Source organism: Pantoea sp. B566 (assembly GCF_024793925.1).
GTDB lineage: Bacteria > Pseudomonadota > Gammaproteobacteria > Enterobacterales > Enterobacteriaceae > Pantoea > Pantoea ananatis.
This window is the reverse complement of the sequence record NZ_JANUQL010000003.1, coordinates 212,412-227,240: the sequence shown is the minus strand read 5'-3', so window position 1 is coordinate 227,240 and position 14,829 is coordinate 212,412. Positions and strand designations below refer to the sequence as shown.

The 14,829-nt window shown below is 54.9% G+C and carries 11 protein-coding genes; 9 read left to right on the top strand and 2 right to left on the bottom strand.

Annotated elements, in window-relative coordinates; genetic code table 11:
- Positions 1-50 precede the first annotated feature (50 nt).
- Positions 51-842, top strand: coding sequence for a BPL-N domain-containing protein (locus NYE92_RS02790; protein ID WP_158151087.1), 792 nt, complete (start codon positions 51-53; stop codon positions 840-842).
- 106 nt (positions 843-948) lie between these two features.
- On the opposite strand, the gene NYE92_RS02785 is transcribed toward NYE92_RS02790, so the two are convergent.
- Complete coding sequence (locus NYE92_RS02785) at positions 949-1,173, bottom strand: hypothetical protein (protein ID WP_014605937.1); 225 nt, start codon at positions 1,171-1,173, stop codon at positions 949-951.
- Between the two features lie 675 nt (positions 1,174-1,848).
- Between NYE92_RS02785 and NYE92_RS02780 the strand changes: the two genes are divergently transcribed.
- The gene (locus NYE92_RS02780) at positions 1,849-2,106 is read left to right on the top strand and encodes a biofilm development regulator YmgB/AriR family protein (RefSeq protein ID WP_014605938.1); all 258 of its coding nucleotides are present in this window, start codon (positions 1,849-1,851) and stop codon (positions 2,104-2,106) included.
- 363 nt (positions 2,107-2,469) lie between these two features.
- The gene (locus tag NYE92_RS02775; RefSeq protein WP_022622461.1) at positions 2,470-2,658 is read left to right on the top strand and encodes a hypothetical protein; all 189 of its coding nucleotides are present in this window, start codon (positions 2,470-2,472) and stop codon (positions 2,656-2,658) included.
- Between the two features lie 47 nt (positions 2,659-2,705).
- Here the strand turns inward: NYE92_RS02775 and NYE92_RS02770 are convergent, their stop codons facing one another.
- Positions 2,706-3,674 carry a UV damage repair endonuclease gene (locus NYE92_RS02770; protein WP_014593620.1) on the bottom strand — a complete coding sequence of 323 codons (969 nt, stop codon included), beginning with the start codon at positions 3,672-3,674 and terminating at the stop codon, positions 2,706-2,708.
- 329 nt (positions 3,675-4,003) lie between these two features.
- Here NYE92_RS02770 and NYE92_RS02765 point away from each other — a divergent pair, with 329 nt between their 5' ends.
- From NYE92_RS02765 to NYE92_RS02740, 6 genes are all read left to right on the top strand, one after another.
- Positions 4,004-4,180 carry a general stress protein gene (locus tag NYE92_RS02765; RefSeq protein WP_014605940.1) on the top strand — a complete coding sequence of 59 codons (177 nt, stop codon included), beginning with the start codon at positions 4,004-4,006 and terminating at the stop codon, positions 4,178-4,180.
- Between the two features lie 520 nt (positions 4,181-4,700).
- Complete coding sequence (gene katE / locus NYE92_RS02760) at positions 4,701-6,965, top strand: catalase HPII (RefSeq protein WP_161611201.1); 2,265 nt, start codon at positions 4,701-4,703, stop codon at positions 6,963-6,965.
- 473 nt (positions 6,966-7,438) lie between these two features.
- A complete protein-coding gene (gene treZ, locus NYE92_RS02755) occupies positions 7,439-9,226 on the top strand; it encodes a malto-oligosyltrehalose trehalohydrolase (RefSeq protein ID WP_014593619.1) in 1,788 nt (595 codons plus the stop codon).
- Positions 9,223-11,754: a malto-oligosyltrehalose synthase gene (gene treY / locus NYE92_RS02750; protein ID WP_259018482.1), complete on the top strand. Its 2,532-nt coding sequence runs from the start codon at positions 9,223-9,225 to the stop codon at positions 11,752-11,754. Before treZ ends, treY begins: the two co-directional genes overlap by 4 nt.
- Before the next feature lie 59 nt (positions 11,755-11,813).
- The gene (gene glgX, locus NYE92_RS02745) at positions 11,814-13,886 is read left to right on the top strand and encodes a glycogen debranching protein GlgX (protein WP_013025627.1); all 2,073 of its coding nucleotides are present in this window, start codon (positions 11,814-11,816) and stop codon (positions 13,884-13,886) included.
- Between the two features lie 136 nt (positions 13,887-14,022).
- Positions 14,023-14,787: an SDR family NAD(P)-dependent oxidoreductase gene (locus tag NYE92_RS02740; protein ID WP_013025626.1), complete on the top strand. Its 765-nt coding sequence runs from the start codon at positions 14,023-14,025 to the stop codon at positions 14,785-14,787.
- Positions 14,788-14,829: the final 42 nt, after the last annotated feature.

Here is a 14,829-nt window from a genome sequence, read left to right as displayed (position 1 = left end):
AGCGGCCGTTACGGAAATCGTCTCTTTCTTTTTCTGACAGGAAATGCAACATGCGCCTCGCTTCTGACGCATTACAACATGTCCGCTATCGACGCGGGATTTTCACCGCGATGCTGTTTGCATTGAGCGTCGCATCCGGCGTTAGCCTGGCGGCACAGGCTCCGCTAAACGTTGCCGTTTATCGCGGTGCGGCAGGCTGTGAGGGCTGTTCTGAAATGGTGGTGAAAGCGCTTCGTGGCGTCGCGATGCCACTCAGCATTGCCTATATCGGTGAGCACGAAAAACTAAAGCTGAATGCACAGAACCTGCGTCAGTTTGATCTTTATATCCAGCCCGGCGGCGACCAGGACATCCCCGCTGCCTATGACGCGCTCGGTGATGAAGGGGCCCGTGCCGTGCGGGATTTTGTCCGCAGTGGCAAAGGCTATCTCGGTCTGTGCATGGGAGCCTACCTGGCGGACAGTAACTGGCTGGGGCTCATCGCCTCGCCACTTGACTCTGAAGTGGGACGTCCGGGCTCACACATCGCGGATGAGGGTGATTACACGATCGCGGTGACCTGGGATCACAGGCAAGAAACCTTTTATTATCAGGATGGCCCTTATCTTGTTGGTCAGACACAGCAGGACGGTTTTACACCTGTGGCTTTTTACCGTAATGGCGATGTGGCGATGGCGCGTTACGTCTACGGCAAAGGGACAGTTGTGTTAACCGGGCCGCATCCGGAAGCGGATGAGCGCTGGATGGGCGACGTCAGCGACAGTGGCGCAACTGACACCTCACCCCAGCAAAAGATGACGCGCCTGCTGGCTTATTTCTCCACACAACGCGCGGCGAAATAATGCGGATCGCCGTCAACGCCTGACGGGCTGCGCCGCCCGGACAACCTGAGCCCCGGCGGCTAATCCAGGGGCCGGACGCTGCCCTGACGACAGCGCACTGACACCGTTATACTTCGTTATCGGACTCCAGCGCGTCCTGAATCGCATCGGCCAGATTGGCGATTTCGTTTGCCACGGCCTGCAGATCCCACGCCGCTTTCGAGCCATTCGCAGACGTTGAAGCGCTGACGGACTCTTTTGCCACCGCCAGTGCTGCCGCAACCGCCACCGTACGTTTATGCTGTTCCTGTGTCATGCCTGCCGGCGGCAGCGAAAAATAGTCGTTAACCATTATCATTTCCTTTTGATTCGAGAGGCGTAAACCTTAACGTCCTGCGGGGGCAGAAGGAAGTGAATTATTGCAACGCCGCCCACAAAGCCAGCATTAAACCCCTGTAACGCACAAACAGGGTTGTTACTGCCCTCTTTCTGATTTCTGACGCGCATGCAACATGGACGTCATCTCTGACGCTATCTCACCACCCGGCAGCGCAACGCCATCCTGTCGCTTTGACAGATTATCTCACCGGCCAACGGACAGGGATCGCGCTCAACGCGGCTTTATCAGCGCAATGTTGTACAGATTTTTCCTGGCGGGCAGCGTTTTGATGCCGTTTTATTCCAGGTTATACAGCTCAATCTGTACAACTTTGTACAGTCTTGTACAACAGCGAGGAGGAAAAAGAAACGCGAAAATATGAAAAAAATCCTTATAAATCAGAGCAAAATACCTAACAGAGCCATTACAAAGCGTTGCTGACGGTGAAAAAACTCCTCCGACCACCGATTTTTTTTCGCAAAAAATTGTACAAAGGTAATTTTTTTGTATAACTTTACGGCGTGATGTTAAGTCACTTGTAACGAAAGGTGCCTTGCACCGCATCTGAAGGTGAGTGGATTTCCACCTTCAGATGCAAAATTTTTCTCTGCCACGGGCAGAAACGGTTTCCACGATTTTGAGGCTACTATGCAAACGACAACCAATACCGAGTCTCAGATTTCTGAATATTTCATGAATGCGGGTGAGCATTTCACCAGTGAAAAAGATGTGATTGCAGAGACCTGGTCAGAACTCGCGGCCTTTAAAGCACACGTTTCTGAAAAAGATATGGTGCTGGGCTTAATCCATAAACTGGAAAGCGAAACCGACGCGACCAAACAGGATATCTATCGTCAGGCCCTGGAGATTGTGCTTCAGCGTACGCCGGGCGAGGCTCGTTTTTAATTTTGTTGTGATGACACGCTACTTAGCAAGGACGCTTTGCCTTCCCTAAAAATTTGCCCCTGATTCAGGGGCTTTTTTATGCCTGTCTGGCAATCTTTTCACGACAATAGTTGAGCAAGAGGGCGTGATAACCCTGCTCGTCGCGCGTTATCTTTCGCCCGTTTCTGTGAATTTTCCTGCCGTTGGGTTTAATTACGGCTGGGAGAAGCATGTTTCGTCACTCATCAAGCTGTACGAGGAGGAACCTCCCCCTTCGTTAGGCTGTCAGCAGGGAAACGCCAGCGAAGGACACACTCGCTGGCGGCAGAAACCCATCCCGGATCCTCTCATCGGCCCTGCCCGTCAAGGCGAACGGCAGGCCTTTTGATATGCGCCCTTAGCCAATGGGATCTGCTGGCAGAGGTTATCGCCGAAGCAACAGGTCAGGTGCTGGCTACGCGGCGTTATCCTCAGACAAAGGATACCGGCCTGAACGATTTTCTGGCATTCCCGATCGCGCTGCGACCGTCGCGATCAAAGCGCAACAGCCACTGCGGGCTGCTGGCCGGGTAAGCCGGTGCCCGCCGCTGACGTCACTTCAGACCCGCAACGGGCACGTCTCAGGTAATCAGGCTATTACGCCTGCCCCAGTCATACAGTTGTTCACGCGCCAGGTTTTTCATTTTTACCTCACACATGATATCGAAGTCGCCGAAGGACAAGGCCCAGCCGTTGAGCGTGGCATTGAAATAGTAATCAGAATGCGCACGCAGTTTGGTTTTCGGCACACTGAGATCCTGCTGGTCCGGAAAGCCTTCGGCCGGAATAATTCCCTCCTGCGAAATCGAGTAGTGCATCACCGGGCGTACGCCGCGCCAGGAGTCGATAATCTGCGCCATCCTTGCATCACTGGCCTGAATAAACTGATTCTCTTTAACCCAGTGATGATGAATATCCAGCACCACAGGGCAAAGCGCCCGGGCCTGCAGCACATCATCCAGCGAACACGATATCTCATCGTTCTCCACCGTCAGCATCAGCCGGGCTTCGGGGCTGAGCCGCTGAAATGCCTGCCTGAACCCTTCAAACCCGAGTTTGCCATTCATATGAATGTTGATTTTAAAGTCCTGAAAGGTTTTGCCGTAGCCCATCAGGCAGGCACAGAGAGCATGATATTCCACATCCTCTAAGGCACGTGACACGACATCAGGATTATCCGACGCCAGCACGCTGTACTGTCCCGGGTGGAATGACAGCCGGATATGATGCGTCCGCGCCAGCTCGCCGCAGCGGGCGAACAGCGGATACAGCTCGGGTAAAAACGTTGCAAATAACGGCTTTGCCTGCGGCACCGTATACAGCGGCAGTAAATCACTGCCAATGCGCATCATCCTTAACGCCTCTGGCAGTGCCGCAATAGCTTCCAGCGTCAGATACAGGTTCTGCAAATTTGTCTTTGAAATCTCGTAAATCAGCGCGGTGCGCTGGGCCTCATCCAGACCGAGAAAACGGGTACGCGTGGTCGCGCGGAAGGGAAAATATTGCTTGCCCTGTTCGTTTAAGTACTTACATGCAAAGCCTAATTTCATAAACACTCCTGAACGGTATTCAGAAAGTGTAACAGCTAATTCAAATTTCGCCATTTAGAGCATAACTATCAATAAGTTAATGCTTGATTTTACCAATAATTTCGCACTGACGGGCAGAGTGTAACGGATGACGTATAACAGCACATTGCGGCGCCCGGCCTGTTCAGCCTGCGGGCAGAATTTATTCACTGATTTTACAAGTAAATACCCTTAGATTTCGTCCAGGAACAAGGGATGACAAAGTGGCATAATTTCGTATCAGAACTAAACTTACCGCTGTGACTAGCTAGTCCTTCTTATCTAAGGAACCCTGATATGAGGTCTTGTCTATGACACAACAGAAATACAGAGGTGGTGCCGGTAATTTTGCCAACGATCCTGAGCGAGCCAGTGAAGCGGGCAGTGCAGGAGGCAAAGCCAGCGGAGGTAATTTCAAAAACGATCCTGAAAGAGCCAGGGAGGCCGGTCGGAAAGGAGGCAAAAACAGCCGTCGCACCTCTAAGTAGATCTGAGTAAGGCGCCTTAAGGAGGTAATACGCCATGGACTGGCGATTTTCACCCTTTCTCACCCCTGCCTGTTATTCCCGTTAAGGATAACGATCCCCATGTTTAAATACCGATTGCTCACGGATAATATCGGCTTCGCTTGCGCGTTAATAAGCGCAACGGAAAAAATAAAACTCAGCCGACTTTAGCGAAGCGTAACCGACTTAATCCCCGCATTTTCAGAAAAGGCCTGGTTTGATAAAACAGTTTCACGCCATCAATACACAATAACCTCCCCGACTAATAAATAACAAACCGATAAATATCAATATATTAAATCACCACCGCCACGCTTAAATAACCATTTAGTTTCATCATTAAATTATTTTCTCCTTTCTTAATATCTCCCTGATTTTGCGTTACGCCATCCGATAATTATTTTACCAGCGCCATTAAACGCAATATTTATAAGCTTATTAATTAAGTTGTTCTATATTTACTGGCACCTCAAGTAGTAAAAAAAAGCTGGAGCAACGTGTCATGTCGAATGAGAAAAAGAATAATCCTCTGAATCACCCAGCCCCCACAACGGGTCCGGAATCCTCACAACCCGGACTGGGCTCGCTGGCACCTAAAGAGGGTTCACATCAACCCCCAGCCGAACCGACGCCGCCGGGTAAAAAACCCACCGCGCCGGGTAGCCTTAAAGCACCCGACACGCACAGCACGAAACTCGATCAACTGGAAGCGAACCGTAAAAACGGAACGGACAGCCCGCTGACGACCAATCAGGGCACCCGTATTGCAAATGATCAGAACACATTACGCGCCGGCTCACGTGGGCCGACGCTGCTTGAAGACTTCATCATGCGGGAGAAAATCACGCATTTTGACCATGAGCGCATTCCGGAGCGCATCGTGCATGCGCGCGGTTCAGCCGCCCACGGCTACTTTCAGCCCTACTGCTCACTAAAGGATGTAACTAAGGCGCACTTCCTGAGTGAGCCAGAGCAGATCACGCCAGTATTTGTGCGCTTCTCGACGGTCCAGGGCGGCGCGGGGTCAGCGGATACGGTGCGTGATATTCGTGGTTTTGCTACCAAGTTCTACACCGATGAAGGCATTTTCGACCTGGTCGGTAACAACACGCCGGTGTTCTTTATACAGGACGCCCACAAGTTTCCCGATTTTGTACATGCGGTAAAGCCTGAGCCGCATAATGAAATCCCTCAGGGACAGAGTGCTCACGACACGTTTTGGGACTATGTCTCGCTACAGCCTGAAACCCTGCACAACGTGATCTGGGCGATGTCTGACCGGGGTATTCCGCGCAGCTACCGCACGATGGAGGGGTTTGGCATTCATACCTTCCGCCTGATTAACGATGAAGGCAAAGCGACATTTGTTCGTTTCCACTGGAAACCGCTGGCAGGCAAAGCCTCGCTGCTGTGGGATGAGTCCCAGAAGCTGACCGGTCGCGACCCCGACTTCCACCGCCGCGATCTGTGGGAAGCGATTGAAGCGGGAGATTTCCCGGAATTTGAGCTTGGCCTGCAGATGATCCCGGAAGAAGATGAGTTCCGGTTCGACTTCGATATTCTGGACGCCACCAAGCTGATTCCGGAAGCGCTGGTGCCCGTCGTGCGCGTCGGCAAAATGGTGTTGAACCGCAATCCGGATAACTTCTTTGCTGAAACGGAACAGGTTGCCTTTCATCCGGGGCATCTCGTCCCAGGACTCGATTTTTCTAACGATCCGCTGTTACAGGGCCGTCTGTTCTCCTACACCGATACGCAAATCAGCCGCCTCGGTGGGCCAAACTTCCACGAAATCCCGATCAACCGCCCGGTTTGCCCGTACCACAATTTCCAGCGCCAGGGCATGCACCGGATGGATATTGATACGAATCCGGCCAACTACGAACCCAACTCCATCAACGACAACTGGCCACGGGAAACACCGCCTGCCGCAAAAGGGGGCGGTTTCGAAAGCTATCAGGAGCGCGTTGAAGGCCACAAAGTCCGCGAACGTAGCCCCTCGTTTGGTGAGTATTATGCCCAGCCGCGTTTGTTCTGGAACAGCCAGACTGACATTGAACAGCAGCACATCATTGCCGCCTACTCTTTTGAGCTGAGTAAGGTGGCCCGCCCTTACATCCGTGAACGCGTGGTGGACCATCTGTTGCGCATCGATGTCAAACTGGCACAAGGGGTGGCCGCCAACCTCGGGATTGATCTCAGCGATGAGCAGCTCAACACCGCCCCGCCAAAAGACGTCAATGGCCTGCAGCGCGATGACAGCCTGAGCCTGTATGCCATTCCCGATGCCGACATCAAAGGCCGTCAGGTCGCGCTGCTGCTGAGCGAAGGCGTAAAAGCCGACGACGTATTGGCTATTCTGCAGCATCTCACCGCTGCTGGCGTGCACACCAAACTGCTGGCGGCGCATATGGGCCAGGTCAGCGCAGACGATGGTTCTTTGTTGCCGATCGATGCCACGTTTAACGGGCTACCTTCGCTGACCTTTGATGCGGTGATCGTCCCCGACGGTAACGTGGATGCCCTGCTGAAAAGCGGAGATGCACGCTACTTCCTGCTGGAGGCTTACAAACATTTGAAAGTCATTGGCCTGAGTGGTGAAGCACGCCGTTTCAAAGCGCAGTTTGATCTGGATGAAAATCAGCAGGAGGAAGGCATCGTGGAAGCCGATAATGCTGAAATCGCGCTGATGAATGATTTTACTGCTGCGATGGCAGAACACCGCGTCTGGTCGCGTAGCCAGAAGGCCGAATCCATTCCGGCCTGATGACAGGAGCAGCCCGCCCTGCCACGGGAGGGCTGACACCTTAAACGCACGCAGAATGGGCGTCCACCTGGTCTGTTTGCGTCAAAACCGCTGTTAAAGGCGGTTTTTTTCTGCCTGATGCCCGTGCTCTTTTTCTGATTTCCCCTGTGCAGAGGCAAATGGAGGCCGGGCTCATCGGACAGCCCGGCCTCGCTGGGGGAAAAAGCCACAGGGTACATTGCGCGCGGCGGCAGTAAATGTTGGAACCTGGTCTATGATTATTTGTTGAGAGTGTTGTGTGAAGCAGGCACTGCCGGGTGCCTCATGCGGTATTACACATAACAATATCTGAATAATGGCACGGGGAAAGGCTGTTAAGGCGCATCGACCTCCCGGGCTCCTGATCTCGCTAACATCATTTTGCATTCGCATCATCGGCTTACCGATAGCGTGGTGGTGCTTATTGCGTACTTTCTGGTTAAAGAGGCAACGGAATGGTATCTACATCTTTTTTTAAGAGTTGGGGAAGCGAATATCTGGCCGATGGCAACGTGCGTTTCCGCGTCTGGGCAACGGGTCAACAGCAGGTTAGTTTACGACTTTCGGATAAAGATCTTGCCATGACGCCCGCCGGAGACGGCTGGTTTGAGCTGCAGGTCAGCGATGTACAGGCGGGGGCAACCTATAACTTTGTGCTGAACGATGGCACGGTGATTCCCGATCCCGCTTCACGCGCGCAACAGAATGACGTTAACGGCCCGTCTCTGGTCGTCGATCCTGCTCACTACCGCTGGCAGAACACCACCTGGCAAGGCCGCCCGTGGCAGGAAAGCGTGGTTTATGAAATGCATATGGGCACCTTCACCGAAGAAGGCACGTTCCAGGCTGCGATAAAGAAACTGCCTTATCTGGCGGAAACCGGCATTACCATGATTGAAGTCATGCCCGTTTCTCAGTTTGGCGGGCAGCGCGGTTGGGGCTACGATGGCGTGCTCCTGTACGCGCCACATGCCGCTTACGGAACGCCCGATGACTTTAAAGCGTTTATTGACGCGGCTCATGGCTATGGCATGGCGGTTGTTCTGGACATCGTGCTTAACCACTTCGGCCCGGAAGGGAATTATCTGCCCTTGCTGTCACCAGACTTCTTCCATAAAGACCGGATGACGCCATGGGGCGCCGGCATTGCCTATGATGTGGATGCGGTGCGACGTTATATTGTTGAAGCCCCGCTCTACTGGCTGCAGGAATACCACCTGGACGGCCTGCGCTTCGATGCCATCGACCAGATTGAAGACGTTTCCGACACGCCTGTTTTGATCGACATCGCTGAACGCATTCGCGCAGATATTCCCGAGCGCCAGATCCATCTCACCACCGAAGACTGTCGCAACGTGATTTTCCTGCATCCCAGAGCGGAAGATGGCACCGCCCCACTGTTCACCGGCGAATGGAATGATGACTTTCATAATGCCGTTCATGTGTTTGCCACAGGTGAAACGCATGCCTATTACAAAGATTTTGCCGATCGGCCGGAAAAACGTGTGGCACGCGCGCTGGCTGAAGGGTTTGTCTACCAGGGCGAGGTCTCAGTGCAGTCTGGTGAAGCGCGCGGTGTTGACAGTACCGGACAGCCGCCGGTGGCCTTCGTGGACTTTATCCAGAACCACGATCAGACTGGCAACCGTGCGCAGGGAGAAAGGCTGATTTCTCTGGCCGGTGCCGAACGTACTCAGGTGCTGCTGGCAACGTTGCTGCTGTCGCCCCATATCCCTTTGTTGTTCATGGGGGAAGAGTACGGCGAAACCCATCCTTTCCTGTTCTTTACCGATTTCCATGGCGATCTGGCGAAAGCCGTGCGGGAAGGCCGGGCGAAAGAGTTTGAAGGACATGCCGGTCATGAGGGCGAGAGCGTTCCCGATCCTAACGATGAAGCGACCTTTACCCGTTCAAAACTGGACTGGAGCAAGCTGGAGAGCGAAGAAGGAAAACGCTGGCTGAAGCTGACCCGCTCACTACTGGCACTCCGGCAGCAGCATATTGTGCCGCTGCTGGCGACGGCGGGTGGAAACAGCGGAAAGGTACTGGACACCGCAGAGGGATTTGTTGCCGTGAGCTGGCGTTTCCCGGCGGGCACGTTATCAATGGCATTCAACATCGGCGAACAGGATCGCGCCCTGCCGGCGATGCCGGGCGAAACGATCTTCGCCTGGCCAGAATCCACCGATGCGCTCCCTCAAAACGCGATCGTTGTTCGTCTGGCTGCCGGAGAACCTAAATGAGCATTCCAACCGCCACCTACCGTATTCAGTTCCGCAATGGCATGACCTTCGATCGCGCTGCAGCGCTGGTGCCCTATCTGAAAAAAATGGGGATCAGCCATCTCTATGCCTCACCGATCTTTACCGCCACCCGTGACTCCACTCACGGTTATGACGTGACCGATGTTAATGAAATCGACCCGGCGATTGGCGGACGCGCGGGGTTTGATCGTCTGGTCAGCACGTTAAAACAGGCCGGACTGGGGCTTATCATTGATATCGTCCCCAACCACATGGCGGCATCGCTGGAGAACGGCTGGTGGCACGACGTGCTTGAACACGGTAAAGACAGTCGCTATGCCGACTACTTCGACATCGACTGGTCACGCCGTCTGACGCTGCCGTTTCTGGGTGATGATATTGATACCGTTCTGGAGAACGGCGACCTTGCCGTTAAACGCGATCCCCAGACCGGCAAGCCTGCGCTGGCCTATTTTGAAAGTTACTATCCGCTTACGCCGGAAAGCTGGCAGGGACAGGAAGAAGCCGTGCTCCAGCTGCGCAGCAAAGCCGGGCTGGATGCATTGCATCAACAGCAGCCCTGGCGGCTGATGTCGTGGCGCGATGCCGCACGGGACCTCTCCTACCGCCGCTTTTTTGAGGTGACCGGGCTGGTTGGCGTACGGGTTGAAGATCCCACCGTCTTCAGGGATGCACACCGGCTTATTCTGGAACTGGTCCACAGCGGCGCGGTTGACGGCCTGCGCGTCGATCACGTTGACGGACTGGCCGATCCTAAAGGTTATCTGACGCAGTTGCGTCGCGAGGCCGGCGAGGCATGTTATATCACCGTTGAGAAAATCCTGGGTGAAGGCGAGCAGATCCCCAGCGACTGGCCAATTTCCGGCACCACAGGCTATGAGTTTATCGCCGCGCTGTCGCATGTGCTGGTTGATAATCACTCTCTCAACGCCCTCGGCCAGGCCTGTGAAAGCGTCAGCGGCCAGGTCGTGCAGATGGACGACGAACTTCGTAAGGCAAAATGTCTGATGGCAGATCGCAATTTTGCCGGGGAATTTTCGCGCCTGATGGACCTGGCCAGCGCCATTGCCGAGGGGGAACACATCGCGATTGATCCCGAGCGGCTCCGCAGCGCACTGCGCGAACTGCTGGTGGCGTTCCCGGTCTATCGAACCTACGGCAATGCGCACGGCCTGCCTGCCAACGACCAACAACGTCTTCAGGCCGTCGCTGACGGCGTCAGGGCGTCGGAACATGCACCTGACAGCCACATGCTCGATTTCCTGCTGCAGATCATGCAGGGCGACGTCGCCAGCCAGTCCACCGCGCTGGCGAACAGCTTCCGGACCCGCTTCCAGCAGCTCACCGGTCCGCTGATGGCGAAATCCATCGAAGACACGCTGTTTTACCGACAGAACAGCGCGCTGGCGTTAAATGAGGTGGGCGCGGAACCCTTACAGACGCAGTTTTCCCCGCAGCAGTTTCACCATGAGATGGCAACGCGTCTTGCGCGTCAGCCGGACGCCCTTTCCGCCAGCTCGACGCATGATACCAAGCGAGGCGAAGACGCGCGCGCGCGGCTTTACACGTTGACGGAAGCCCCCCAGCGCTGGGCCGAGAACGTGGCGCGCTGGCGCGAACTCAATCGCCAGGCCGTGGGTGCCCTTGAGGACGGCCCTGCGCCGGAACCGTCCGTGGAGTGGATGCTGTATCAGGCGCTCGCCGGTGTCTGGCCGCCCACCTTAGATCCCCGGGACAGTGCGGGGCTGGATGCCCTTGCCGAACGCTTCGCAGGCTATGTCGAAAAAGCCCTGCGTGAAGCCAAACTGCGCACTGACTGGACCGAGAACAACACCGCGTACGAGCAGGCCGTGCTGGGCTACGCGCGTCACCTGCTCTCACCTGCAAATCAGCCTTTCCTGCAGGATTTCGTTGAGGCGCTGCAACCCTTTATCCGTGCTGGCCTGGTGAACAGCCTGAGCCAGAGAGTCATTAAGCTGACCGCGCCCGGGGTGCCGGATGTGTATCAGGGAAGCGAAGCACTGGACTTCAGCCTGGTCGATCCTGATAACCGACGCGAACCGGATTATGCCGCCCTGGAAGCGATGTTACGTTCTGCGACGACGACCCTGCCCGGTAGCCATGATAGCTGGCTCAGCGGTCAGGTTAACCAGCTTGCCACCATGGCGCTGCTCAATTTACGCCGGGACAGGCCTAAACTCTTTGCCCGGGGCAGTTATCTGCCGCTTACGGCTGAGGGCGCGCAGTCCGACAGGCTGCTGGCGTTTGCGCGAACCCAGGGCAGTGAGGCCATTATTGTGGTGACATCCCGACTTGTGTTCGACGCGCAGCTCAAGCTGGAAGCGCCCCCAGCGACGCACTGGGCCGCCACCGAGATCGTGCTGCCGGATGAACTGGCACATCGCCGTTATCGCAATGTGCTGAGCGGCGAAACGATCGACCTGACCGACCGTATTTCGCTGGAAACGTTAAATAACTACTGGGCACTGGCATTGTTAGCTTGCTGAAAGCAGGTCAGTACATGGATTGAAACACCGTATCAGGGTTCATTAATTGAGAGGGACAGATGTCAAATCATCGTTTTGAAATTACGTCGGGATCGGGCCAGCAACTTGGGGCGAACTTTGATGGCAAAGGCGTAAACTTTGCGCTGTTTTCTGCCCATGCAGAACGCGTGGAGCTGTGTCTTTATGACCCAAGCGGAAAAAATGAAATAGCCAGACTGGATTTGCCCGAGTTCACACATGAGATTTGGCACGGTTACGTGCCCGGCTTGCAGCCCGGCGCGCTCTATGGCTATCGCGTTTACGGTCCTTACGATCCGGAAAACGGCCATCGGTTTAACCCGAATAAACTCCTTGTCGATCCCTATGCCCGCGAACTGGCCGGGGACATCGCATGGAATGAGGCGCACTTCGCTTATGACCTGTATCACGAAGACAAAGATCTGACGTTCGACGATCGCGACAGCGCCCCCTTCACGCCAAAATGTCGCGTGATCGACCCCAACGAATTTGACTGGCAGGACCAAAACCGCCCGCAGGTTCCCTGGTCTGAAACGATCGTCTATGAAACGCATGTGAAAGGCTTTACCCAGTTGAACATGGCGCTGCCGCCTGAAATGCGCGGGACTTACGACGGCATGAGTCATCAGTCCACGGTGGGCTATATCAAGAGCCTGGGTATTACCTCCGTCGAATTGTTACCGGTGCACTGGTTTCCGGACGATCAGCACCTGCTGGATAAAGGGCTGAAAAATTTCTGGGGTTATAACTCACTGAACTTTTTTTCTCCGGCGACACGCTATTTTGGTCCGCGAGGCATTCAGGGTTTCCGGGATATGGTCCGCGCCTTCCACGACGCGGGCATTGAGGTGATCCTTGACGTGGTTTATAACCATACCGCGGAAGGCAATGAACTGGGGCCAACGCTGTCCTTTAAAGGTATTGATAACTTCTCTTATTACCGCACCTTACCCGATCAGCATCGCTATTACATTAACGATACCGGCACAGGAAACACCGTAAACACCTCTCATCCGCGTGTGTTACAGATGGTGACGGATTCACTGCGCTACTGGGCGGACTCCATGCATATTGATGGTTTCCGTTTCGATCTTGGCACCATTCTGGGCCGTGAACCAGAAGGCTTCGATCCCCGCGGCGGCTTCTTTGACGCCATTACGCAGGATCCCCTGCTTTCACGCTTAAAACTGATCGGTGAGCCCTGGGACATTGGCCCTGGTGGTTATCAGGTCGGCGGCTTTCCACCGGGCTGGGCGGAGTGGAACGATCAGTATCGCGATACCGTGCGCGATTACTGGAAAGGAAACAATGTCCCGACCGATTTTGCCGCCCGTCTGCTTGGCTCTGGCGATCTGTACGATCAGCGCGGACGTCGTCCCTGGGCCAGCGTTAACTTTATCACCGCGCACGATGGCTTTACGTTGAACGACCTGGTCTCCTACAACGAGAAGCACAACGCCGACAATGGTGAAGACAACAACGACGGTCACAACGATAACCGGTCTTATAACTATGGCGTGGAAGGCCCCACTGACGACGAAGGCATTAACGCCGTTCGCGAGCGCCAGAAACGTAACTTCCTGGCCACGCTGTTTTTCTCCCACGGAACCCCGATGCTGCTGGCAGGCGATGAGTTTGGCCGCAGCCAGATGGGAAATAACAACGGGTACTGCCAGGACAGTGAAATTTCATGGGTTCACTGGGATAACCTGCCCGCTTCGGCCGAAGCCCTGCGTGAATTCACCCGTCATGTGATTTCACTGCGCAAAACCCAGCCGCTGTTACGGCGTGAAAGCTGGCGCGACGGGATGGAAATCAAGTGGTTCAATGCCGGCGGCGGCCTGCAGCAGGCTGAGCAGTGGGACGAAGGTTCAACGCTCGGTGTCTACATCGGCCGACCCGATCTGCAACATCAGGATGGCGTCTGGTATGACGTGCTGATGCTCATCAACCCGTTTGAAGGTAATGTGCCCTTCCAGATCCCTCAGTTCGGTGAGGGCGGCTGGGTGCTGGAACTGACCACCAGCGATACCAGCAAACACGGGATGGTGATCACCAAAGAGAAGGACTTTGAACTGGAAGGCCGCAGTATGGCGCTGTTCAGAAGGCCTTAAGGACGCCCGGCGCGGCGCGAACCGGATGCGTAACGGTTAAACAATACGCATCCGGTACCGTTGCGCTTGACCTGGGCCGTAGGGCTGCCAGGCTGAACAGGGTTAAAACAGTAAGCGACGCCATTAAGGAGGCAAAATGTCCAGATTTACAGGTAAAATCGTTGTAGTGACAGGAGCCGGATCAGGAATTGGTGAAGCAAGCGCCAAACGCTTCGCACAAGAAGGCGCATCTGTCGTGTTGGTTGGCCGTAATCAGGATAAGCTGCAAAAAGTCCTGGCACAGTTGCCCGGCGATGGCCATATGGCAGCGGCCTGCGACGTGGCTGAGGCCGATCAGGTAAAAGCGCTGGCCGCCCGCGTTGAAGAAAAATATGGCCGCATGGACGTGCTGGTTAACAATGCCGGGATTATCGTTCAGGGACGCATCCACGAGATCGAACCCGCTGACTGGAAGAAGCTGATGAGTGTCGATCTCGACGGCGTATTCCACTGTGTGCACTTCTTTATGCCTGCCCTGCTGAAATCGAAAGGCAACGTGGTGAATATTTCGTCGGTATCAGGATTAGGTGGCGACTGGGGCATGAGCGTCTATAACGCGGCCAAAGGCGCCGTTACCAACTTCACCCGGTCACTGGCCATGGATTATGGCGCGGACGGCGTGAGAGTGAATGCGATTTGCCCGGGCTTTACCTTCACCGAGCTGACGGAAGCGGTGAAAAACGATCAGGCCCTGCTTGAGCGTTTCTATGACCGCATTCCGCTTAAACGCGCAGGTGAGCCTGAAGATATTGCTGATGCCATTGCCTTTATCGCCAGCGATGACGCTCGTTATATTACCGGCGCAAATCTGCCGGTTGATGGCGGCCTGACCGCTTCGAACGGACAGCCTAAACAGGCGTAATCATCACAGCGCTGTAGTTTTCGGCGTTAAGCTGTAGTTTTC